We start from the raw sequence: 23,557 nt of genomic DNA on the forward strand, positions 1-23,557 counted from the left end.
GGGGTAACTTACGCCTAGAACGCTGCAGCTTATAAGCAGCAGGCGGGAGGGTTCGCTATTGGAGCAAGGCAAACATACAGTGCAATCACGCTGGCATGCCGGTAAGACGCGAGAGAAGCTTCGCACGGTATCGAATGAAGGAAACAAACGAAATATGGACAGTCGCGCGCTGGACAGCCAAGCGATTCTGTTGCTCGCGGTACAGGCGCTGCTCGGTATCGCGAATGCGCTGTCCGGCACGTTTCTGCCGGTCTACTTATGGAAAGCGAGCGGTTCGTTCGCGCTGATCGGTTGGTTCAATTTAACCCAGTTTGTCGTAAGCGGTCTTACGTTCTGGTTGGCTGGCAAATGGGTGAAGCAGCATAACAAAATGAACAGCCTCCGGCTCGGCGTTGCGCTGTCCGGAGTTTTCTATTTTGTCGTGCTGCTGCTTGGCAAGACGGCTATCTCTTATATTGTGCCACTCGGCTTGCTAATCGGAATTGGCAATGGCTGCTTCTGGCTCGCGTTCAACGTTGTCTACTTCGAGATCACGGAGCCTGGCAACCGAGACCGGTTCAATGGGTGGGCCGGGTTGCTCGGGTCTGGTGCGGGCATTATTGCGCCATGGATTTCGGGCTGGCTGATTACAATGAATAAGGGCGAGCGCGGTTACAGTATTATTTTTACCGTATCGGCTATTATCTTCGCCGTTGCGGTCGTGCTCAGCTTCTGGCTGAAGAAACGGGAATCTAGCGGTACGTATGAATGGTTTCACGGTTTTCGCATCCTGCGCGAGCGTGGGAACCGCTGGCGGCTGGCGGTGCCGGCAATTATTGCGCAAGGAGTGCGCGAAGGCGTCTTCATGTTCTTCATCGGCCTGCTTGTCTACATTGCGACGAAGAATGAAGGGAAGCTCGGCAATTTCTCCTTAATAACGTCGCTCGTTGCACTCGTGAGCTTCTGGCTGATCGGAAGGATGTTGAAGCCGAATCGAAGAAACGGCGCTATGATGATTGGCTCGATTGCGGTTACGGCTGTTGTCGCGGTGCTGTTCATGCCACTGGATTACCGAACCTTACTTATCTTTGGTCTGGGAACGGCGCTATTCATGCCTCTATATATTATACCGATGACATCGGCCGTATTTGATCTCATCGGAAGCGATGAGGACAGCGCCAAGCAGCGGGAGGAGTTCGTCATTCTGAGAGAGGCGGGACTCACGGTAGGCCGTGTAATTGGAGTTACGGCGTATTTGCTTGTTCTGCCGTTCATAGATGGCTCCAAGTATGTCGTGCCATCGCTAATGCTGGCTGTAGGCGCTTTTCCGATCATTGGATGGTTGTTAATGCGGCCGATCCTTCGGGCGGCGCATGTTGATAAAGAACGTGCCTCTCCTTCGAGAGGCTGATGGGGAAGGGAAGGGCTGAATATGCCCCGTATTGTAAACGATGTAACCGAATTGATCGGCGAAACGCCGGTCGTTGCTTTAAGAAGATTGAGACAGCCTGGGATGGCTGAGGTGCTCGTGAAGCTTGAGCGCTTCAACCCGAGCGGCAGCGTGAAGGATCGCGCTGCCTTCTCGCTGATTGCCTCCGCAGAGCAGAAAGGCATTATCGCTCCGGGAGCGACAATTATTGAGCCGACCAGCGGCAACACCGGCATCGGTCTCGCGATGAATGCTGCAGCTAAAGGCTATAAGCTGATTCTGGTCATGCCGGACAATATGAGCAAGGAGCGAATCGGCCTGCTCAAAGCTTATGGCGCGGAGGTCGTGTTGACGCCGGCCGCCGAGCGGATGCCTGGCGCGATTAAACGCGCGTTCGAGCTGCAAGCTGAGCGTCCGGGCAGCTATATCCCGAATCAATTCGAGAACCATGCGAATCCGGACATTCATCGCATCACGACTGCACAGGAGATATTGCGTCAGACAGGGAGCAGGCTCGATGTGTTTGTCGCTTCGGCAGGTACCGGAGGCACGATCACCGGCACCGGAGAGACTCTTAAAGCGGCGCTGCCAGGGCTGTATGTAGCTGTCGTCGAGCCGCTTGGTTCTCCTGTGTTATCAGGTGGCAAGCCGGGTCCGCATAAGCTCGTTGGCACAAGTCCGGGCTTCGTGCCGGCTATTCTGAATACATCGGTGTATGACGAAATCGTTCGCGTGTCCGATGACGATGCGATTGTGACCATGCGCCGTCTCGCCAGAGAAGAAGGGCTGCTGCTCGGTCCATCCTCCGGCGCTTCAGTATGGGCGGCAATGGAGCAAGCCCGCCGAATTGGCGAGGGCGGGCGAGTGCTTTGCATTGCGCCAGACAGCGGCGAGCGGTATTTAAGTATGGGACTTTTTGATTCCTAAATTGGTTTAATCTTTCCACGTATCGAGCACATCTTGCACAATGGCCCTGCGCTCTTCAATGTAGTCGATAAAGGTTTGCGGCTCCTGTTCGAAGGCGTAATAGGGCCATTTGCGCGTAAAATCATCCCGAATTGCCGGTCCCAGCTTCTCGTACAGGTTCGCAATCATCGGCGCAATCGTTTCGACTGTAAATTTGGTTGCGAGCATATTCGAGAGGATTTTACGATAAACCTGCCTGCAGGATTTGTAGGAAAGCACCTTCCGCGTAAGCGTGTTATACCCCTTCACATCAACAAGATCGCTACCGCATAGCTTGCCGTAGCAGTTTCTCCCCCATGTGCCTTCATAATCCCACGGAATGATCCGGTATCTGCCTGTGCTTGTATGTTCATACAGCGCGTAGTTCTGGTCGAACCCGTCGTAGTTGCCGGTCAGCACTGCGCCTGCGAGCCATTTCAAATATAAATAGACATCAAGCCGGTTCGCCAAATAAGTCCGCAGCGAAGAATTCGCCGGCCGATTAATGCGTCTGACGAAACGGATGAGCTTCGTACGCGTATAATCCGTCCCTTTCATTACCCGATATCCCTCGAACATCGTCTCCTTGACCGTATCGGTGTAAGGATCAATATTGCTGAAGTTTGCTTTGTCATTAACAGCATAGATCAGCGATCTCGCCCCAATGCCCCGTTTACGGAAGAATCTCGAGTCAACCGATTCAAGCTCTAAGTAGCAGCCATGCGGATTGCCGTTCCATTCCAGCCACATATGCCTCGTCGTTGGCGAGGGGACACCCATCAGATTGAAAAATTGAAAAGAGAGCGCATTGCGAATCATTGAAGGATCGTCAAATTCGGCGTTCCAGTGCAGAATTCGATTATATCCATAATGAATCTCATATGATTTCTTCGGATAATTGCGCGTGTGACCGCCGCGGAACCGAAGCTGAGCATCCATCACGACGCCGTTCATCTCCAGTTTGACGGGAGCGAACTCGTTGCTCCAAACGTCCGATTCCAGCCTCCGCAAATCTTCGAGGTCAATTGTTATTTTACGAGTAGGAAGTCCTTCCCCGGACATTAGACCATCTCCTTAGCCAAAAGATAAAGCCTATCGCATTCGATAGGCTTCAGCTTATTTACACTATGCGGATATTCGTCTAATGGTGCTTTCGCTCGCTGCGAGTTAGCAGTGGGAGCCGTTCGAGCCATTGGAGCCGCGTGAACCTTGAGTACCGCGAGATCCGTTAGAGCCACGTGAACCTTGAGTGCCCTGAGTACCTTGGGATCCGCGAGATCCGTTAGAGCCACGTGAACCTTGAGTGCCTTGAGTACCTTGAGAACCGTTGGAGCCGCGTGAACCTTGGTCACCGCAAGATCCGTTAGAGCCGCGAGAACCGTTGGAACCACGAGAACCTTGAGTGCCTTGAGTACCTTGGGAACCGCGGGATCCATTGGAGCCTCGAGAACCTTGAGTGTCGCCGCAGGAACCTTGAGTACCTTGGTTATTTCCTCTTATTTTCGCGCTTGTGCCGAAGGAACCGTCAGTGCTGCTGTTTCCCCAGTTGTATTCATTGTCCGGATCCCAGCCGCGAGAACCTTGGGAACCACGAGAACCTTGAGATCCTTGCGAGCCTTGCGAGCCTTGAGAACCGCGTGAACCGTTGGAACCACGGGACCCTTGAGAACCGTTAGAGCCATGGGACCCTTGAGAACCGTTGGAACCACGGGACCCTTGAGAACCATTGGAACCACGGGACCCTTGAGAACCATTGGAGCCACGGGACCCTTGAGAACCATTGGAACCACGGGAGCCTTGCGAACCTTGAGAGCCACGAGATCCTTGCGAGCCTTGAGACCCACGGGAGCCTTGCGAGCCTTGTGTCGAAGTCGTCATTTTTCTTTGCAAAGTATGTTAATCCTCCTTTAATAGTTTCTAATACAAGCTATGTTGCGAATCTATTAATCGCACTGGGTTAATGCTTAATCTTCTAGAAAATAGATATGAAACTAGTACCACTACGATACGGGATACATATAAATACATTATAAATTGTCTCCCATGATAGATTTCACCGAGGCAAGTAATGGAGGGATGAATGCCGAAGCGAGATGGATGAACCGTAAGTTTGGCAGTCGAATCGTCACGTATTTGCACCGGTGCTTTCGTCGTGGTACAGGTCAAAATCTATTACTTTACGGAGGGATTTTGGTATGGAAGTTAGAAACAACAACTGGCAAATGGGAAATGGTGGCTGCTGCAACAGAAGCGGAAACAGAAGCGGTCAAAGAACGCAAGGAACTGGTAATCATCCACCTAAAAATGAATCGGGAGGGCAAAACTTCTTGGAATCTCAAATGGGTATGAACGTTCGCATTAATCGCGGAGGTCCTGAATCGCTTGATGGCCGATTGGTTGGTGTTAAAACAGGTTATCTTGTGCTTCGGAATAGCACAGGCTTCGTGTATATCAATGCATCGCATGTAAAAAGCGTAACAGATCTTCCAGGTAGCTCCAGCCACGGACATGGCATGGATCACTACAAATATATCACCGCAGACAGCTTCAATGGCGTGCTTCACAAACTGGTTCGCAAATTCGTTCAAATCAACTGGGGCGGCCCAGAACGTATTGAAGGCTTCGTCGCACAAGTTGGCAACCAAGCTCTCATGCTCGTAGTTGGTCAAGAATTGGTCCAAATCCCGCTTTACCACATCAAAACTGTTAAAACTGCTGGCATCTATGCAAGCGGCGGCAGCAAAGGCAGCCAAGGCAGCCGTGGTACTGGCGGCAGCGGCGGCAATAAAAGCGGTGGCAGCAGCGGCGGTACAGGCGGCGCTCGCAACAACCGTAATGCTTCGGCTAAAGGCGGCCGTAACGGCAAAAGCTGCAGATCAGGGAAATAATTCTCCCACGGTTAATAAGGCCAAGGTTCGCGTCGGGGCTCGGTTGTGTTCAGTCGGCCCCGGCTAAAGCCTTAAACGCTGACAAGGGGAGAGATTCATGATAACTTCCAGCACACATACACCATTTCCAGAAAGTCTTCCTGTCGATTGGCGGCTGTTTCTGATTTGCATGATCATCGTCGTCGCTTGCGTGCGAGATGTGGCGGCAAAGACTCCTTGGTACCTCCTCTTCTTTGCGTTCGGTATTGATGTGATTGTGGACGGCTTGCAGCAAACTGGTCTGATCCGCTTTCTCGCTTCGGAACTTGCTTTTGTATATCAGTGTCCGCTATTCTAAGCCGGCGGCGGGCAACGCTGCTTGCAAGTCAACTCAGTCTCTATGCATGGACGCATTTAATAGGATGAAAGGAGGCCGATTTCATGAAACATCGTCACCCTTTATTAGACCGTTATGTCGAGCTTGACATCTCAGGAAAGACGGTGCCCATTCGCGGCAAGCTCATTGATCTAGGTCAAGATATTCTCGTGCTTCATAACGGTACGCAATTTCTGTACGTTCCTTTGATCCATCTGCAGCAGCTTAGGCTGGCCAAGAGCGATTCGCAGCAAGAGATTGATGTCCCTGAGCTCCCTTTTGAACCGCAGAACGATCCGATTTCTTACCGCAAAGTGCTTATGAATGCCAAAGGGATGTTCTCTGAGCTCTATATAACCGGCAATCAGTCGATCCATGGCTACTTGACCAGCGTAATGAACGATTTCTTCGTCTTCTACTCTCCTGTATACCATTCCGTTATCGTCTCGTTGCAGCATCTTAAATATTTAATTCCATACAACCCCAATGTGACGCCATATACGCTCACTCCGGAGCAATTTCCGCTCAAACCCTCGCCTATTACACTCGCCAGAACCTTCGATCAACAGCTTCGCAAGCTGATTGGAGAATTTGTCATCCTCGACTTAGGGGAGAATCCGAACAAGATCGGCGTACTCAAGGGCCTCGAACAAAATATGATCGAACTGTCTACAGCAGGCGGCAACCCGGTATATCTTCATTTCGATCATGTCAAAACCGTTCATCTGCCATAACCCGCAAGACTCACCGCTTTCTTCCCCTTCTGCGGGGAGAAACGGCTACATAGGAAATGGGAAGCAAGGACACCATAGTCAAGGAAAGACATTATTTACTTTCAGGAGGTACACACATTGCTTCAAGCTTTAACAGGCAAGGAACTCGAGTATTTGGTGGATTCGATCTCCAATGAGGATTTGCTCATTAAGCAAAATGCAGTTATGGCTGAGTCCGCAACCAATATCGCCTTACGTCAGCTAGGTCAGCAAATGATTCAAACCCATAAGCAGCATGTGCAGATGCTGCTTCAATCCATTAGCCAGCATCAGCAGCTAGCGCCGACGCAGCCGCAGCAATAACAAGGGGAGGATCGCGATCATGTACCAGCAACCATATCAACAACAGCAACAACAGCAAGGACAAGCCCAGCATCATCACTTACTGACCGATGAAGATTTAGCCTATACGGTACTAGCCGACTTGAAGCGCGTCGTGAGCGAATATACGACGGCTGCGACAGAATCGAGCTGCCAGCAAGTGCGTTCGCTCTTTACGAATCTGCTAAACAGCACGCTGCAGATGCAGGGACAGCTGTTTAAGTTTATGGAACAGAACAATATGTACAGCACATCCTCGCCTGCGCTCAGGCAGGAGATCGATAAGCAGCTGAAGCAGAATCAGCAGACCGCGCAGAAGACAGACCAATTTCTGCAGCAGCTCTCCCTTGGGGGAGGCGGCAATCGCATGCAGCAGCAGTATCAGCCGATGCAATATCAACAACTGCAAAACACGCAGTATCAACAGCATGCGGGACAGTCCCAGCATCAACATAACCCGAATCCGTACTATATGTAAGGACAGCGGCGCCGCCTAAGACCCCTCGGGGTCTTTTTTAGTGAGGAAACCCAGTATTTGTTTTCTGCTTTGCAGGACGCCCTAATTCGTTGTAATATAATCTTTATAGCTATTTCACTTTGGAGGCTTGGAAGCTTCGCATGGTGAAGGAAACAGGAGGGTTTGACGATGAATGAACGAAAAAGGCAAATACTTGAACTGCTTAAAGAGGATGCAAGACGCAGCGCGGATTTAATCGCGACAATGCTTGACGCGCCCGCCGCGGAGGTAAAGCAGGCGATTGCGGAATTGGAGCAGGATCATATCATCGTCAAATATGCGACCGTTGTTAATTGGAGCAAGGTTGAAGACGAGAAAGTAACTGCACTTATTGAAGTTCAAATTACACCGGAGCGGGGCCGCGGTTTCGAAGGCATCGCTGAACGGATTTACTTATATCCGGAAGTGAAATCGGTTTATCTGATGTCCGGCGCATACGATTTGCTCGTTGAGGTGCAAGGCAAGACGCTTAAGGACGTCGCATCCTTCGTATCGAATAAACTGTCGCCAATCGACGCTGTACTCTCTACGAAAACATTCTTTATTCTTAAGAAATATAAGCAGGACGGCATTATATTCGAAGAGCATGAGGACGACCACCGTCTTCTTGTCTCACCGTAAAGGGGCCTAATTCCGTATGATTAAAGACGAGGAAAAGCAAACCGGAACATTAACCCGCCGCGCATCCATGTCGGATTATCTCTCGGAGCAGGTACGGTCGATTAAACCGTCCGGCATTCGCAGATTTTTTGATTTGGCAAGCGGACGCAAAGATATTATTACACTTGGCGTAGGCGAACCAGATTTCGTGACGCCATGGCATGTGCGCGAAGCAAGCGTGTATGCACTTGAAACGGGCAAGACGCAGTATACATCGAATGCAGGTACGCCTGAGCTGCGCGAAGAAATCGGCATTTATTTGAACCGCGAGTTTGATGTGAAGTATGAGCCTGCCAATGAAATCATCGTGACCGTCGGCGGCAGTGAAGCGATCGACCTTGCGCTGCGTGCCTTGATTGAACCAGGTGACGAGATTCTTGTGCCAGAGCCATGCTATATCTCTTATTCGCCGATCACAGCGCTCAGCGGCGGTGTTCCCGTTGGCGTTGAGACGTTCGCGAAGGATAACTTCAAGCTGACGGCTGAATCGCTCCGGGCAGTCATTACACCGCGTTCGAAAGTGTTGATTCTATGTTACCCAAGCAACCCGACAGGCGGCATCATGACCTATGAAGACTGGTTGCCGATCGCTAAGGTTGTGGAAGAGAATGATCTTATCGTTATCTCTGATGAAATCTATGCAGAGCTTACTTACGGCACGAAGCATGTTAGCTTCGCTGCGATGCCCGGCATGAAGGAACGCACGATTCTGGTTAGCGGCTTCTCCAAGGCATTCGCGATGACGGGCTGGCGGATTGGTTATGCATGCGGCCATCCTGAGTTGATCTCGGCAATGCTCAAGATTCATCAGTATACCGTTATGTGTGCTTCCAATATGGCACAGGTTGCAGCGCTTGAGGCGCTTCGCAACGGCATGGAAGAGAAGGATCGAATGGTGGAGTCGTATAACCAGCGCCGTAGAATCGTTGTTAAGGGCTTCCGTGAGATTGGCCTTGATTGCCACGAACCGCAAGGTGCGTTCTATGCATTCCCTTCCATCGCAGGCCTCGGGCTTACTTCGGAAGAGTTTGCGACAGGCCTCTTGAATAAGCATAAAGTAGCGGCTGTACCGGGCGATGTCTTCGGTCTCGGTGGAGAAGGCCATCTGCGCTGCTCCTATGCGACACATGTCAATCTGATCACTGAAGCGATTGAGCGTATCGGACTTTACGTAAGAGAGCTTAAAGGCAACTAGCTTTTGTGATAAGCAGGATGATTTGTCATAAATTTGACTTAAATTGGATACTACTCAGAATTCCCAAACTTTGTTATAATTTAGAAAAACTTTATACTGTGCGCGCAAGTTTACTTTCGTTGAGCTGATGACAGGAGGGATGGCAATGGCTTGTGCAAAAACGGGTCGTAAGCTTATGTCCTCATCCATACGTCTTCTTGAAGACGAGATCTATGCGCTGCGTGTCAAGATGGAACAGTCCTATATTGAAGAAGCAACATTCAGTTCGGAGAAGGTTATTGGGATAAGCCGACTTCTCGATGTGAAGATAAACGAATATATGCAATTTCGAAGAAGCTACGCAACTCAGCAGTCGTGAGACAGGCTGATCTAATCGGCGCTTGACTTCGAGAGAGGAAGAGGTCCTGATCAAGGACTTCTTTTCTTTTGTACAAAAAGAAGAAGGAGTAAACGATTTAACATGAAATCCCCGACTAATCTGCGCCTATTTAACTTTTTATTCTTCGCGTTGCTCGCGATGTTTATCTCATTCCTGCCTGTCTATCTGGATGCGCAAGGACAATCTGCTACGAAGATCGGCATCATTATCGGAACGGGCGGCTTCGTATCGATCTTCGCCCAGCCGTTCTGGGGAATGATAAGCGACCGTGCCAAGACGATTCGCAAGGTACTGCTTGTGCTAATCGCGTGCTCGGCGGTGCTTGGCTATCTGCTCTATGCTTCAGGCAGCTTCCTCTTGCTCGTTCTGTTCACGATGCTGCTCTACTGCTTCCTGCTGCCGATGGATCCGCTGACGGAGAGCCTTAACTTCCAGACCTCCGAGCTTCGCGGTGTCAGCTATGGCTCAATTCGCACATTCGGTGCGCTCGGCTACGCTGTTATGTCGCTGGCTGTTGGTTACGTCATGCTCTACTTCGGCGTGAACGGGATGGCGCCGCTCTTCGCTGCATTATGCGCGGTGAGCTTTGTCGTCTGTTTGACCTTGACGGATGCGCCTTCGGCGAGCAAGCCGGTTTCGATGAAGAGCCTCAGCAAGTTTCTGAGCCATCGTGAAACATTGATGTTTCTTGTTTTGATATTTCTCGCCGCTGTGCCGTCCCGAATGAATGACACGTACATGGGCGTTTCGCTGCATGATCTCGGCGGCAGTCCGGAGCTTGTCGGGCAAGCGTGGTTCCTCGCGGCTGGCACGGAAATCCTCGTCTTTGCGCTGAGCTTCTGGTGGATGCGTAAAGGCAGGGAGCTGGCGATGATTGCTTTTGCAAGCTTCTTCTACTTCCTGCGGTTCTTTATTTCGGCATGGGTGACTGACCCGCACGCGCTGGTCTATATTCAAGGCTTGCAAATGTTCACGTTCCCGATTTTCTACTCAGCGGCGATCCAGTATCTGTACCGGATTGTGCCGGAAGAGTGGAAAGCGACAGGTCAAACTGTGCTTGCGCTGCTGTTCTTTGGCGTATCGGGCATCGTTGCTTCCTATGGGGGCGGCGTGTTGTATGAGGCGGCAGGGATGCATTACTTCTATTTGATTATTTCAAGCTTGTCTTTATGTGCGCTTTTGTTCAGTCTCATTCTGCTTGCCGTTTACGGAAAGCGAGGCAGTATGGCAGCTCAGGAAATTGGCTCCACCTAGGCGTGAGCAGCGGCTTTTGTGCTATGATGGGGAGTAGGATTTTCATAGGACGGGATGGTGGCGAGCGGTGAAACTGTATACGCGTACAGGCGATAAAGGCAATACCTCGGTCAAAGGCGGCCGGGTTCGCAAAGACGATAGCCGGGTTGAGGCTTATGGCACTGTGGATGAGTTGAACAGCTTTGTCTGTCAAACGGCTGCGGTCGCTGCGTCGGCGGGGCTTCAGGAACTTGTGGTTGAGCTGCTCGAAATCCAGCAGGAGCTGTTCGACTGCGGGTCGGACCTCGCTTTTGCCGATCCGAACGGACGCGAGCTTAAGATGACTGCGGCCTCGGCTGCGCGTCTAGAAGGCTGGATTGATGCGCATACGGACGCGGCTCCGGCGATTACGAAGTTTATATTGCCAGGCGGCAGTGAGGTGTCGGCGCTGCTGCACGTGTGCCGTACGGTTTGCCGTAGAGCAGAGCGTCGTATTGTGACGCTGGCCGCAGAGCTGCAAGTACATGAGCCGGTACAAACTTATATGAACCGGTTGTCCGATTATTTCTTCGCAGCTGCACGCGCGGCGAATGCGAAGCTCGGTGTGCCGGATACTGAATATATACGGAGTGCGGATGTATTCCGCAAGAAGAGTGATGACGGAAAAGAGAGACAGGAAGGAAGCAATGGAACATCATAAGAGAATTGTGCCAATTGCTGCGGAATATTATGAGCCGCTTGCAGTTGTTGTAAGTAGCGAAGATGACGGAAAAATGGTGCGTAATGTGCTGGAGCGCCGCCTCGGCGTTTCCCGCAAGCTGTTGTCGCGACTGAAGCTGACAGAGCTGGGCATTACGGTTAATGGCGAGCGTGTATATACGAATGATCGCATAGCTGTTGGAGACTTGATAGAGATACGGATGGAGCAAGAAGAGTCCGATGATATTTTGCCTGAGTCGATGGCGCTTGATATTGTGTTCGAGGATAAGTACTTACTTATCGTGAACAAGCCGCCAGGACTTATTGTTCATCCGACGCAAGGCCATTATACGGGGACACTGGCAAATGGTGTTGTGTACCATTGGAAATCGCGAGGGGAGAAAGTCCGGTTCCGTCCGATTCATCGGCTCGATGAAGAGACGAGCGGCCTTGTCGCGATCGCGAAGAATCCGTACATTCACCAGCAGCTATCGGAGCAGCTGCAGGCTGGCGAAGTGAACAAGCGGTATCGTGCTTATGTATACGGATGCCCGGCGGAAGTCGCGGGTACCATCGACCAGCCAATTGATCGTGATACGGACAATCCGCATTTGCGTGTAGTTCGGTTGGATGGATATCCGTCCGTCACGCATTATGAGGTCGAAGCCGTCTATGGCGGCGGTGCCGCAGCGAAGGTGCGCATCAAGCTGGAGACAGGGCGGACGCACCAGATTCGGGTGCATATGAAGCATATCGGCTGCCCGCTTATCGGCGATAAGCTGTACGGGTTCGCAGGAGAGGGAGCCGAAGGCGGCTCGCCGGAGCTTGAAGCGCCTGTTCAGCGTCAAGCTCTCCACGCGGCGATCCTCTCATTCAAGCATCCGATGACCGGAGAGCAGATGACATTCGAAGCTGCTCTGCCGGATGATCTTCAGCAGCTCGAGGCGGCTCTCGGAGCGCTGGAGTAGCGAGCGATGCAGCTGGTTGAGTCAGCTGAAATGGTGAAAGAGGGGTAATTGGTACCCTACTTTGGCGTAAATTCGCCCGAAATGGTGAATGAGGGGTAGCAGGTACCTCACATCGGCAGGAATCCGCACAAAGTAGCTAAAAGAGTATCCCCCAGGGATACACATCGGCGGAAAACCGCCGAACGTAGCTAAAGAGTATCCCCCAGGGATTCACATTGGCGGGAAACCGCCGAAAGTAGCTAAAGAGTATCCCCCAGGGATTCACATTGGCAGAAAATCGCTGAAAGTAGCAAAAGAGTATCCCTCAGGGATACACATCGGCGGGAAAGCGGCTAAAGTAGCCAAAGAAGATCTCCCCGGGATTCACATTGGCAAAAACCGCCGAAAGCAGCTAAAGCAGATCCCCCAGGGATTTGCTTCACGGGCATTTCAACTAATAACCCACAAAACCAACATACGAACACCTCTCTTACACCAACGTTATACCATTAGGTGTCCAGAGGGCGGGAGCCCTCGGGGTCCCCTTCTAGGGGATTTAGGGGTCAGAGGAGTATTTATGAAAAAACTAACCATCTACGAATATCCCAAATGCGGCACATGCCGCAGCGCGATTAAGAAGCTGAAGAGTCAAGGTTACGAGCTCGAGTCTCATAATGTGTTTGAATCGGCGCCGCCTGCGAACGTGATTGCGGACCTCGTTAAGCGGAGCGGGCTCGAAGTGAAGAAGTTCTTCAACACTTCCGGCGAAGTGTACAAGGAGCTCGGCTTGAAAGACAAGCTGCCGAGCATGTCCGATCAAGAGAAGATTGAGCTGCTTGCGTCGAACGGCCGCCTCATTAAGCGCCCTGTCGTTACAGATGGCACTACGGTAACCGTTGGCTTCAAAGAAGAAGATTTCGAGCAAGTGTGGCGCGGATAACATACTGATCGACATAGGGAGGCACGAATACAGTGACTACAAAAGGATGGCGCGCCGAGCGACTGTCTCATCTAGGCTCGTCAATTTTTGCGGAAGTAGCAGAGTGGAAGAAGGCGGCGATTGACCGTGCCGTCGACGTTATTGATTTGAGTATTGGCAGTCCGGATCTGCCGCCCTCGCAAGCCATCCGCACTGCGCTTAGCGAAGCGGTGCTGCGCGACAATGCATACGGCTATCCCGGCTCCAAAGGATCTGCTCGCTTCTTGAAGCAAGCGTCGGATTGGCTGGCTTATCGGTTCGGCGTCCAGATTAATCCTGAGCACGAGCTTGTTTCCCTAATGGGCTCTCAAGACGGCCTTGGCCACTTGGCGCTCTCGCTGTGCAATCCCGGAGATATTGCACTCCTCCCAGATCCGGGTTATCCCGTCTATGCTGCGGGGCTTGCACTTGCAGGCGTGGAGCCGTATCTTATGCCGCTGCGGGAAGAGAATCAGTTCCTGCCCGACTTCGATGCCATTCCGGAGGAGGTGTGGCAGCGCACAAAGTTCATGCTGTTGAACTATCCGAGTAATCCGGTGTCTGCGGTGGCGGATTTGGAATTCTTCAATAAAGCCATCACATACGCGAAGCGACATAATGTGCTGATCGTTCACGATCTAGCCTACTCGGAGATGGCATTCGACGGCTACTGGCCTCCTAGTATTTTGCAAGCAGAAGGTGCGCTAGACATTGCAGTAGAGTTCCATTCCTTGTCCAAAAGCTTCAATATGGCTGGCTGCCGCATCGGCTTTCTGGCTGGAAATCGGGAAGCCGTCGCAGCGCTGCGCGAGCTGAAGGCGAACATTGACTACGGAGTATTTCTCCCGGTCCAAGAGGCAGGCATCATTGCACTGCAGCAGGATATGGATCCGGCGACCCATAAGCCGGTCGGGACACTTTACGAGAAGCGCCGTGATGAATTCGTCCAAGCCCTTCACCGTCAAGGCTGGGAAGTGCCGAATCCGAAAGCGACCATGTTCATCTGGGCAAAGCTTCCTGACATGACATGGAAACTGTCGGAACCTTGGGACTCTCGTCGCATTTCCCGGGAAATGCTCGAACGGGCTGGAGTCGCTGTCATCCCTGGCGATGCTTTTGGAGCTGAAGGTGAGGGCTATGTCCGAATCGCGCTTGTTGAGAGCGAAGCTAGATTAGTAGAGGCTGCAGAGCGAATTGGAAGATTCATAAGAGGCGAACTGGAATCATAGATTACTATAAATGATATCATCAAGGGGGAGATCACATGTCCGAGAACACGAACCGCAAAGTGCTGCTTGTCGATGGGATGGCGATACTATTCCGTGCGTTCTACGCAACATCCTATACTGGTTACATTCGCAAAACGAAAGCAGGACTGCCAACGAACGCAGTCTATGGCTTTATCCAATATTTCTTTGACGCGATTAACACGTTCAAACCGACGCATGTCGTCTGCTGTTGGGATATGGGGAGCAAGACCTTCCGCACCGAGCAGTTCGCCGACTACAAGGGCAATCGGGGCGAAGCGCCGGAGGAGCTTATTCCGCAATTCGATCTGGTGAAAGACGTTGTCGAATCGATGGGCATTCAGAATATTGGCATCGTCGGTTTCGAAGCAGATGATTGCCTCGGCACGCTTGCTACTCAGCTTAGCTCGGAATCAGAAGTTTACATCCTTACAGGTGACCATGATATGCTCCAGCTCGTCAGCGAAACGGTGAAGGTGGTCATCATGAAGAAGGGCAAGCTGAATTATGCGGTCTACGATCCAGCAGTTCTGCTCGAAGAGAGACAGCTGACGCCGACGCAAGTTATCGATCTGAAAGGCTTCATGGGCGATACAAGCGACAACTACCCAGGTGTCAAAGGAATTGGCGAGAAGACAGCACTCAAGCTCATCCAGGAATACCAGTCGATCGAAGGCGTGCTGCTGAACTTGGAGAAGCTGCCGAAAGGTGTTCGTGCCAAAATCGAAGCCGATCTTGATATGCTGCACCTATCCCGTGACCTTGCAACGATTCGCATCAATGTACCGGTAAGCTGTGAGCTATCCGCATGCAGCTGGCATATTACGAAGGATGCGGCGGCGCAGAAGTTCGAAGAACTCGAATTCGGAGCGTTGGTAAAGATTCTCGACGGCCATCCGGTACGTGAGCTGGACCCGTTCGCAACCGTATAATTCTACAGTTTTAACTATCAAGGCCGAGGCGGATCACATCCGTGCTCGGCTTTTTTCTTTACTCCAACCCATTTCGTCGTTGACAGGAAAACGCTTCCATGCTAGTCTATCGCTGAGTTATGTAACCGGTACCACATCATGTCTTGCCATTTGAATGAATGAAAGGAGTCCTTATGAAGAAGTCACCACTCTTGCATCCGGAAATTTCAAAATTGATTGCGGAGCTCGGCCATTTGGATGAGCTTGTTATTTGCGATAGCGGCTATCCGATCCCTGCGGACATGAAGCGTATCGACCTCGCATTGACGCAAGGCGTGCCGGGGTTCATCGAGACGCTGCAAGTCATTCTGAATGAGCTTTGCGTCCAGGAGCTCGTTATCGCTGAAGAAATGATTGAGAAGAGTCCGGAGCTGTACAGTCAAATGATAGAGCTGACAGGAACTCAATTGCCGATTCATCAATTGTCTCATCAAGCATTCAAGAAGCATGTGCAGCAAGGTGCGCGGGCGGTTATCCGAACAGGAGAATTTACTCCGTATGCGAATGTATCCCTTGTCTGCGGCGTTGTATTCTAAGGTGGCTACGATTCGCGAGGTAGCTGCGCTTGCAGGCGTCTCCGTCGCTACGGTGTCCCGGTTGATCAACCGCAACGGTTACGTGAACAAGGAGACGGAACGCAAAGTCAAACTAGCCATCGAGGCACTGAACTATCAGCCAAGCTCGATTGCACGCGGGCTTACAGGAAAGAGGATGGAAGTTATCGCACTCGTCCTGCCAGATATATCGAACCCGTTCTTTCCGGAGCTCGCGCGAGCGGTAGAGGATATTTGCCTCAGCCGAGGCTACACGCTCATCCTGTGCAACTCGGATAATAACCGGGAAAAGGAACTCGAATATATTAAAGCGCTCCATCGCAACAGCGTTGCCGGGTTTATATTTGCATCGGATTCGTTATTGCATGAGGATCTGCAGGAGCTGAGTCAATCCGGCACGCCTATTGTCGTACTCGACCGGAGCGGAAATGCGGATAACTGCAGTATCATTCGTGCTGACAACCGTAAAGGTGCCAAGCTCGCTGTTCAGCATCTGCTAGACAAGGGTTGCCGCAAGATCGCGCATATCTATGGACCGCAATCCATCGTCACCGCACGTGAGCGTCTTGAAGGCTATGAGCAAGTTGCGCAGCAATATTCCTGGTATTCGCCATCTCTGCTCATTCCTGGTGACTGCGTTGAGAGCGGGATTGAGGCGGTCCATCTGCTGCTCGAACGCCATCCCGACGTGGACGGCATCTTCGCGGGCAATGATATGATGGCGATTGGTGCGCTGAAAGCGTTGATTCGACGGGGCATCCGAGTGCCGGAGCAGATTGCATTGTGCGGCTTCGACGGCATCGGCATGACCCGCATGACCGAGCCGGAGCTGACCACGATTGCCCAGCCGATTGCAGAGATGGGCAAGATGGCGGCAGAGATCCTTATTGGCAAGATCGAATCAAACGGCGGAGAGAATCGGTTCTACGAGCTGGACGTTCAGCTGATTGAGCGCAGCTCGACTTCATCCATCACGATCAAACGGATTGAATCCCATTCAGAAGTGGAGGTCAAGCGGGCAGCATGCTGCAAAATATAAAGCCATATGCGGGTATGATTATTACCGAGGATGTTATTTTTGAACCAGGGGACTATTACTTTAGCAATAGCAAGGGCATCGTTATTGCAGCCGACCATATTACGATTGATGGCAATGGAGCCGTCATTCGCGGCAGAGGAAAGCTCAGCAACATTCACAGCTTCGACGGTACGGGTGTTTTTTGCAACGGCTATAGCGGTGTTACAGTGAAGAACCTTAACGTGCATGGCTTCAAAGTTGGCATGAAGGTATCGAACGGCTCCGGCTGGGTAATTGACGGCAATGATTTCTCTGACAACTATACAGATCCTGATTATGGCTGGGGCGACGGCGAGCCGTACGGCGCGTTGATTCTGGAGCGTGTGACTGAGTGCGTCATCTCCCGGAATATCGGGAATCGGGTCTGGAACGGGCTTTATTTGAGATACGCAGATCGTAACCAAATATTCAGCAACACATTCGCCAATTGCACGAATGTATGTTTGAAGCTATGGGGATCTTCGGGCAACGAGATCGACAGCAACGTCATGAATTATGGTATCCGAATCGCCCCAGGGGAGGTCCATGCTAGGGATTCAACCTCCGTGCTGATCGAGACGGGATCGAATGACAACCGAATTCGGAATAATGACTTTACATACGGCGGGGATGGCGTATTTATTCGCTCGCTGAATGGCTTTGTAAGCACGGGCAACTATTTTGAGAATAACGATGCTTCCTATGCGCACAACAATGCGTGGGAAGTATGGGATCCAGGCAATGTGTTCGTGCGCAATAAGGGCAATCACTCCAGCTACGGCTTCTGGCTCGGCGGCTCGTGCCACGCGGTGCTCATCGAGAATGAAGCTGCCTACAATGGCATTAGAGTCGCGAACGCACCAGAGAAATTCGGCAATGCGGGCATCGCGGTCGTGAACGGCTCGAGCAGCCACTTTACGATGCGGCGCAATCGGATTCATCATAATAAGAGCGTGGGCCTTGCGATTGGTTATAAGGAAGGCTATGAAGCGAGCCATTGGATCGTCGAACAGAACGAGATTACGGATAACGACACATACGGTGTTTATATCAAACATGCGAAACAGCTGTATTTTGCAGGCAACACCATAACTGGCAATGGTAGCGGAGACTTCCATCATGAAGTTAATGTCTCGGATGTTACGGTGTGTGAAACACAAGGAGCATCGCCAGTCGCTGTGGCAACACTCACGACTGTAAGTCCGCGCGCAGGGGGCATAGTGGAATTCGACGGCTCGTTCAGCCAGGATGCTGACGGCGGCAACTTGACCTACCTATGGGACTTGGGGGATCGAACAAGAAGCGAGGCTGCAGTTCTCGAACATGTATACGCAGATCCGGGATTTTATCGTGTGGGGCTTACGGTCATTAGCCCATCAGGCGCAGCAGATATCGACTGGATTGATCTCAATGTATTGCCGGCAGAGGAGCGAGTGATGCATCGCTTCGATATGGCATCAATAGTTATGAAGGAAGCCATTCCGAGCCGCAGCGTGCTGCTTGCTGTGAATGAGCTAGAGTCGCTTGATACTGGACCATCCTTGCAGCTGCAATCCTCATCATCGCTTGTGAAGCTGCAGCATGATATGCCTAATGCAGCGGCGAGTGAAGCTATCACCCTCGGCTGTGAGCTCCACTTCTGGATCAAATTCTCGCATGAGACATGGGGAGGTTTCCCTCCGTCTGCGCTCACCGTTCGCATGAAACAAACAGATGACCGATATGTGCAGTGGGTTGCCGCACGGCCGCTGTTCGAGTGGACGCAGATCGCTTCGGAAGCGCGAACCGGCTGGTCGCATCATTGTCTCCCGCTCACTGGTGAAGAGAACGGATGGGTGCGCAGCATGGCTGGCAATCCCGACATGAACCAGCTGAACCTATTGGAACTGCAGATCACGTCTATCGGAGGCGACTTTACAATTTGGTTCGACGAGATCGCATTTGTACAAGAATAGCAGGGAGAAGAAGGCGAATCTACTAGACGCTATGAGCGGTAGAATCGCCTTCTTTCTTTTCTATCGACAGTGCTGGAAATGTGCGGTATTGTATGTTTGATAGAAACATTTTATGTTGCTAACGAACATGAGCGTAAGACAAAAATATTTCCAGGAGGATGAACAGATGGCGGCGAAGCTTCACTTACTAAGCAATGCGCATTTGGACCCTGTATGGCAGTGGGAATGGGAAGAAGGAGCGGCGGCAGCAGTGTCGACGTTCAGGGCTGCGGCTGAATTTTGCAGGGAGTATGAGGGGTATGTTTTCAATCATAACGAAGTCATTCTGTACAAATGGATTGAAGAATATGAACCTGAGCTGTTTACGGAAATTCAGGAGCTGGTGCGGTTAGGCAAGTGGCATATAATGGGCGGATGGTATTTGCAGCCTGACTGTAACATGCCTTCTGGCGAGTCGATTGTGCGGCAAATGCTGCATGGACGCGCGTATTTCGCAGAGAAGTTCGGCGCTCGGCCTACGACGGCGATTAACTTCGACTCCTTCGGACATTCCCGCGGCTTGGTGCAGTTGATGAGTCAAGCTGGCTTCGACTCCTATCTGTTCATGCGTCCGGATGATCATACGGTCGGACCTGAGCGCGAATTTCGCTGGATCGGCTTCGACGGCTCTGAGGTGATGGCGCATCAAACTTATCAGTACAACACGCTAATGGGGCAGGCGCGCGGCGCGATCGAACAACGACTCGAGCATGTGCAGCGTGAGGGCAAATCGCTTGGCTTAATGCTGTGGGGAGTGGGCAATCATGGCGGCGGTCCTTCCCGCGTCGATTTGAACGAGATTGGCGGTTTGATGGCGAACCGTGATTCAGATGTGGAAATTGTGCATTCGACGCCGGAGCAGTATTTTGCCGATCTGGGGGTGAACCGTGCAGAGCTGCCCGCGCATGAAGGGGACTTGAATCCGCGCTTCGTCGGCTGCTATACATCCATGATTCGGATTAAGCAGAAGCACCGGTTGCTTGAGAACGAGCTTTATTTAACGGAAAAAATGCTATCTGCCGCCGCCGTAGCAGGCAAGCTCGTGTATCCTCGGGAAGAGTTGCGGCTGGCGACGGAAGATCTGATGACCGCGCAATTCCATGATATTTTGCCGGGCTCGTCGGTGCAGCCGGCAGAGGATGCATCGCTGCGCTTGCTTGGACACGGCCTTGAAATCGTCTCAAGGCTGAAGGCGCGCGCCTTCTTCGCGCTTGCCTCGGGACAGCGCAAAGCGGAGGATGGCGAGTATCCGATCCTGATCTATAATCCGCATCCTTATCCGGTTCAGGGTGTGTTTGCATGCGAATTCATGCTTGCTGACCAGAACTGGAAGGACGAATTCTCTATGCCAGTCGTTTATCAGGACGGCAAACGGATACCGTCGCAGCCGGAGAAAGAGCATAGCAATATTAACTTGGACTGGCGCAAACGCGTCGTCTTCCAGGCCGAGCTTGCACCATCCTCAATGAACCGGTTCGACTGCCGCATTGAGATGCTGCCAGCCAAGCCGTTGCCGCAAGTTGTCGTCGAAGGTGGATACATCCGCTTCTCGAACGATCGAATGACTGCCGTCATTAACGCGAATACCGGGCTGCTGGATGAGTACACGATTGACGGTGTCTCCTATGTGACGGAGCGGGCGTTCCAACCGATTGTTGTCGCGGATAATGAGGACCCGTGGCGGATGGATACGAACCGGTTCGAGCCGGACATTGGCTCGTTCCAGCTGATGGACCGAGGTGCCGGATCAGACTTCTCCGGCTTGCGCCACGAGCTTCTGCCGTCAGTTCGCATCATTGAGGACGGTGAGGTTCGCACGGTTGTTGAAGCGATGCTCGCGTATAACGACTCTAAGCTTGTTCTTACTTATAAGCTGCCGAAGCAGGGTAGCGAGCTTGAAGTGCATGTCCGCGTCTTCTGGAACGAGAAGAACAAATTGCTGAAACTGTCCATTCCGACGGCTATTGGCGATGGCGGCGCTTCGTACATCGGCCAGACGATGTATGGTGTGCAGCAGCTTGATGCGACCGGGCAGGAGGCTGTCGCGCAGAAATGGACAGCAGCTTGCTCAGCGGGGGCTGGTGTGGCGCTGACGCTGATCAATAACGGCACGTACGGCTCGGACTTCAAGAATGGTGCGATCCGGCCAACGCTGCTGCGCAGCCCAAGCTACACGGCGCATCCGATCATGGAACGGCCGCTGATCGTGCAGGACCGCTTCTCGCCGCGAATCGATCAAGGCGAGCGCGAGTTCACATATTGGCTGAACGGCGGAGCTGTGGAAGAGCGTCTCGGCGCGGTGGACCGTGAAGCGGCGATTCATAATGAAGTGCCGTACGCGCTATCCTTCTTCCCTTCGGGGCGCGGAGAGCCGGTAACGCCGCTCGTCGTGCTGACGGATGCAGTCGTGCAGCTCGGCGCGTTCAAGCAGGTGGAGCGCGGCGACGACTATGTTCTGCGACTATTCGAGCCGACGGGCAGCGCTCGGGAGACGACGGTGGAGATTCCGGTGCTCGGTATATCAAGCCGTGTCGCGCTTGCGCCGTTCGAGGTGAAGACGTTCCGCGTTTCTGTAAGCGATCGGTCTTTGAGCGAGACGGTGTTGATGGAGGAGTAGTACCCGGGAACCCCGGAACCCCGGCTCCCCTAACGAATCAGTCAGTTCTTATTTGCGCTAAAATTACCTTTTGCACATCCTAACGAACTCCAGCAGCGTTATTGAAGCTTTTCGGTGGAAAATCACCTTGAAATGGTGAAATAACTTCACTGGAGTTCGTTAGCTTGGAGAAAAGCGCCGAAATCGCGAAATAGCGTCAATAGGATTCGTTAGCGAGATAGCGCACACAGCAAACATGTCGCTGTGCCATGCCGAATCGTAATAGCCAGAGAGACCGGAGCAGCATTCCGGTCTCTTTTTTACGTATAACGCTTCATTTCATCGCCCAAGTGGCCGAAGAAAATAAAGTGCTATCCAAATTTATACAGTCAGAAGGGATGTAAATCCAGTTATGAAGAAAACTGCACTACGAGCCATCGCTGCTCTGATGGCGCTCACGATGATTACTGCAGGAGCGGACGCTGTATGGGCGGCGCAGCCATCCGCACAAGCACAAGCTCAAGCTCAAACTCAAACGAAGCTGTCCGTGCCGAAGCTGATTAGCTATCCGACTGCTTCCATAACGCTTCCGCTCGGCAAACAGCTGCCGGTCAGCGCTAAGCTGAAGCTAGCCAAGCCAGCATTTCTGGATTATGCTACAGGCAATCCAGCTGTCGCATCCGTAAACTCGGCAGGCGTATTGTCACCGATTGCACCAGGCACGACGACGCTGACGATAAAGGCGTCAGCAGCAGAAGGCTCAGAAGCCGCAGTGTTGAAGCTATCGGTAACCGTCACGAAGGCTGCGCCGTCGCAGCTCGCATTCAAGCCGAAGCGTGAAGTTCGCAAAGTGACGGCAGGTCGTTCAACGTTTACCGTGAACACCATCCGGATTCCCAAAGGGATGCCGGTTGCCGCAGGAATCGCGAACAGGCGTGTCGGCACGACGCAGCCGCTCAGCCAAATCGCCTCGCTTTATAAGGCGGACATCGCGATAAACGGAACATTTTTTGATGCGTATACGGACATTCCAGATCCTTATGGCAATATCATCAGCAGCGGACTGGCGGAGCATATTGGCAACCGCGGAACGACGATCGGCTTTCGCTGGGACGGAAGCGCCGTGATGGACTCGCTGCGCATCAATGTGCGCGGTACGGTTAGCCGCAAGCAAGGAGGCACTGGCTCGTGGTATGTCTACTTCATGAATCGGAAGCCTACAGGAAGTGCTTCTGCGATGCTATTCACGCCCTCAAGGGGCAAGACGCTAGGCTTCGCAGCAGATGCGGCGGTCGTCGTTCGGGACCGCAAGGTAGTCGCAATTCATCACGGAGTTAACGCAACGATTCCGTCAGACGGATATGTGCTCGTTTTCCAAGGTAGAGAAAAGGGGCAAGCGGAACGGTTCGAGGTCGGTTCGCAGGTCGAATATACAGTGAGCTTAACCAATATGCAGGGAAAGATGCTTGATTGGTCTGATGTTCACACCGCTGTAGGCGCAGGGCCACGACTTGTGACGAATGGTGCTGTGACCGTTAATCCGGCCGCAGAGGGGTTCCAAGATCCGAAGATCCTGACAGGCGGCGGCGCGCGCAGCGGCATCGCCATCATGAAGGACGGCTCCATTCTGCTCGCAACGGTGCCTGGGGCGACAATGAAGCAGTGGGCGCAAGTGATGGTGAAGCTTGGCGCGCAGCAAGCGATGAATCTCGACGGAGGCGCTTCGTCCGGAATGTGGTTCCAAGGCCAAACCGTCACCGCACCTGGAAGATCCCTCAGCAATGCCCTTCTATTCGGTCAACAATTGAAATGGTAATAGAAAAAACCGTTTGGCAAATGCCAAACGGTCTGGATATTGAT

General features: G+C 52.2%; 24 protein-coding genes. 22 read left to right on the forward strand and 2 right to left on the reverse strand.

All coding sequences use genetic code 11. The features are described 5' to 3' along the window. The first annotated feature begins 58 nt into the window (after positions 1 to 58). Together AC0YNX_RS16690 and cysK are read left to right on the forward strand one after the other, a co-directional pair. The gene (locus tag AC0YNX_RS16690) at positions 59 to 1,390 is read left to right on the forward strand and encodes an MFS transporter (RefSeq protein WP_475816829.1); all 1,332 of its coding nucleotides are present in this window, start codon (positions 59 to 61) and stop codon (positions 1,388 to 1,390) included. Between the two features lie 21 nt (positions 1,391 to 1,411). Further along, on the forward strand, positions 1,412 to 2,335 hold the full coding sequence (gene cysK / locus AC0YNX_RS16695; protein WP_475816830.1) for a cysteine synthase A: 924 nt from the start codon (positions 1,412 to 1,414) through the stop codon (positions 2,333 to 2,335). Positions 2,336 to 2,341: 6 nt separating this feature from the next. On the opposite strand, the gene AC0YNX_RS16700 is transcribed toward cysK, so the two are convergent. Both AC0YNX_RS16700 and AC0YNX_RS16705 read right to left on the reverse strand, forming a co-directional pair. Beyond that, positions 2,342 to 3,415, reverse strand: a complete 1,074-nt coding sequence (locus AC0YNX_RS16700; protein WP_475816831.1) for a CotH kinase family protein — start codon at positions 3,413 to 3,415, stop codon at positions 2,342 to 2,344. Further along, entirely contained in the window at positions 3,415 to 3,789 is a 375-nt protein-coding gene (locus AC0YNX_RS16705) for a hypothetical protein (RefSeq protein ID WP_475816832.1), read from the reverse strand. The genes AC0YNX_RS16700 and AC0YNX_RS16705 overlap by 1 nt, the downstream gene beginning before the upstream one ends. 661 nt (positions 3,790 to 4,450) lie before the next feature. Here AC0YNX_RS16705 and AC0YNX_RS16710 point away from each other — a divergent pair. The 20 genes from AC0YNX_RS16710 to AC0YNX_RS16805 all read left to right on the forward strand — a co-directional run bounded on the left by AC0YNX_RS16710 (position 4,451) and on the right by AC0YNX_RS16805 (position 23,513). Continuing rightward, positions 4,451 to 4,702 carry a hypothetical protein gene (locus AC0YNX_RS16710; protein ID WP_475816833.1) on the forward strand — a complete coding sequence of 84 codons (252 nt, stop codon included), beginning with the start codon at positions 4,451 to 4,453 and terminating at the stop codon, positions 4,700 to 4,702. Beyond that, positions 4,681 to 5,241, forward strand: coding sequence for a hypothetical protein (locus AC0YNX_RS16715; protein ID WP_475816834.1), 561 nt, complete (start codon positions 4,681 to 4,683; stop codon positions 5,239 to 5,241). The genes AC0YNX_RS16710 and AC0YNX_RS16715 overlap by 22 nt, the downstream gene beginning before the upstream one ends. Before the next feature lie 97 nt (positions 5,242 to 5,338). Further along, positions 5,339 to 5,578: a hypothetical protein gene (locus tag AC0YNX_RS16720; protein WP_475816835.1), complete on the forward strand. Its 240-nt coding sequence runs from the start codon at positions 5,339 to 5,341 to the stop codon at positions 5,576 to 5,578. A gap of 83 nt (positions 5,579 to 5,661) precedes the next feature. After that, positions 5,662 to 6,330: a DUF2642 domain-containing protein gene (locus AC0YNX_RS16725; protein ID WP_475816836.1), complete on the forward strand. Its 669-nt coding sequence runs from the start codon at positions 5,662 to 5,664 to the stop codon at positions 6,328 to 6,330. Positions 6,331 to 6,447: 117 nt separating this feature from the next. Further along, positions 6,448 to 6,672 carry a hypothetical protein gene (locus tag AC0YNX_RS16730; RefSeq protein ID WP_475816837.1) on the forward strand — a complete coding sequence of 75 codons (225 nt, stop codon included), beginning with the start codon at positions 6,448 to 6,450 and terminating at the stop codon, positions 6,670 to 6,672. 19 nt (positions 6,673 to 6,691) lie between these two features. Then, complete coding sequence (locus AC0YNX_RS16735; protein WP_475816838.1) at positions 6,692 to 7,168, forward strand: spore coat protein; 477 nt, start codon at positions 6,692 to 6,694, stop codon at positions 7,166 to 7,168. A gap of 168 nt (positions 7,169 to 7,336) precedes the next feature. Next, a complete protein-coding gene (locus tag AC0YNX_RS16740) occupies positions 7,337 to 7,828 on the forward strand; it encodes an Lrp/AsnC family transcriptional regulator (RefSeq protein ID WP_474652494.1) in 492 nt (163 codons plus the stop codon). Positions 7,829 to 7,844: 16 nt separating this feature from the next. Then, the gene (locus AC0YNX_RS16745) at positions 7,845 to 9,062 is read left to right on the forward strand and encodes an aminotransferase class I/II-fold pyridoxal phosphate-dependent enzyme (protein WP_475816839.1); all 1,218 of its coding nucleotides are present in this window, start codon (positions 7,845 to 7,847) and stop codon (positions 9,060 to 9,062) included. A 145-nt stretch (positions 9,063 to 9,207) separates the two neighbouring features. After that, a complete protein-coding gene (locus AC0YNX_RS16750; RefSeq protein WP_475816840.1) occupies positions 9,208 to 9,420 on the forward strand; it encodes a Spo0E family sporulation regulatory protein-aspartic acid phosphatase in 213 nt (70 codons plus the stop codon). Positions 9,421 to 9,522: 102 nt separating this feature from the next. Beyond that, positions 9,523 to 10,695 (forward strand): MFS transporter, encoded by a 1,173-nt coding sequence (locus AC0YNX_RS16755; RefSeq protein ID WP_475816841.1) that lies wholly within the window; start codon positions 9,523 to 9,525, stop codon positions 10,693 to 10,695. 67 nt (positions 10,696 to 10,762) lie between these two features. Further along, entirely contained in the window at positions 10,763 to 11,374 is a 612-nt protein-coding gene (locus tag AC0YNX_RS16760; RefSeq protein WP_475816842.1) for a cob(I)yrinic acid a,c-diamide adenosyltransferase, read from the forward strand. Next, positions 11,361 to 12,341 (forward strand): RluA family pseudouridine synthase, encoded by a 981-nt coding sequence (locus AC0YNX_RS16765; protein ID WP_475816843.1) that lies wholly within the window; start codon positions 11,361 to 11,363, stop codon positions 12,339 to 12,341. The genes AC0YNX_RS16760 and AC0YNX_RS16765 overlap by 14 nt, the downstream gene beginning before the upstream one ends. Before the next feature lie 556 nt (positions 12,342 to 12,897). Beyond that, positions 12,898 to 13,260 carry a Spx/MgsR family RNA polymerase-binding regulatory protein gene (locus tag AC0YNX_RS16770; protein ID WP_475816844.1) on the forward strand — a complete coding sequence of 121 codons (363 nt, stop codon included), beginning with the start codon at positions 12,898 to 12,900 and terminating at the stop codon, positions 13,258 to 13,260. A gap of 32 nt (positions 13,261 to 13,292) precedes the next feature. Further along, a complete protein-coding gene (locus tag AC0YNX_RS16775) occupies positions 13,293 to 14,507 on the forward strand; it encodes an aminotransferase class I/II-fold pyridoxal phosphate-dependent enzyme (protein WP_475816845.1) in 1,215 nt (404 codons plus the stop codon). Between the two features lie 35 nt (positions 14,508 to 14,542). Further along, a complete protein-coding gene (locus tag AC0YNX_RS16780; protein ID WP_475816846.1) occupies positions 14,543 to 15,457 on the forward strand; it encodes a 5'-3' exonuclease in 915 nt (304 codons plus the stop codon). Between the two features lie 173 nt (positions 15,458 to 15,630). Next, entirely contained in the window at positions 15,631 to 16,032 is a 402-nt protein-coding gene (gene rbsD, locus AC0YNX_RS16785) for a D-ribose pyranase (RefSeq protein WP_475816847.1), read from the forward strand. Further along, positions 15,995 to 17,089 carry a LacI family DNA-binding transcriptional regulator gene (locus tag AC0YNX_RS16790; RefSeq protein ID WP_475816848.1) on the forward strand — a complete coding sequence of 365 codons (1,095 nt, stop codon included), beginning with the start codon at positions 15,995 to 15,997 and terminating at the stop codon, positions 17,087 to 17,089. The genes rbsD and AC0YNX_RS16790 overlap by 38 nt, the downstream gene beginning before the upstream one ends. Next, positions 17,074 to 19,062 carry a right-handed parallel beta-helix repeat-containing protein gene (locus AC0YNX_RS16795; RefSeq protein ID WP_475816849.1) on the forward strand — a complete coding sequence of 663 codons (1,989 nt, stop codon included), beginning with the start codon at positions 17,074 to 17,076 and terminating at the stop codon, positions 19,060 to 19,062. The genes AC0YNX_RS16790 and AC0YNX_RS16795 overlap by 16 nt, the downstream gene beginning before the upstream one ends. A gap of 166 nt (positions 19,063 to 19,228) precedes the next feature. After that, positions 19,229 to 21,718, forward strand: coding sequence for a glycoside hydrolase family 38 N-terminal domain-containing protein (locus tag AC0YNX_RS16800; RefSeq protein ID WP_475816850.1), 2,490 nt, complete (start codon positions 19,229 to 19,231; stop codon positions 21,716 to 21,718). A gap of 391 nt (positions 21,719 to 22,109) precedes the next feature. After that, on the forward strand, positions 22,110 to 23,513 hold the full coding sequence (locus AC0YNX_RS16805) for a phosphodiester glycosidase family protein (protein ID WP_475816851.1): 1,404 nt from the start codon (positions 22,110 to 22,112) through the stop codon (positions 23,511 to 23,513). The last annotated feature ends 44 nt before the right edge of the window (positions 23,514 to 23,557 follow it).

This window comes from Paenibacillus sp. J31R98 (assembly GCF_056269245.1).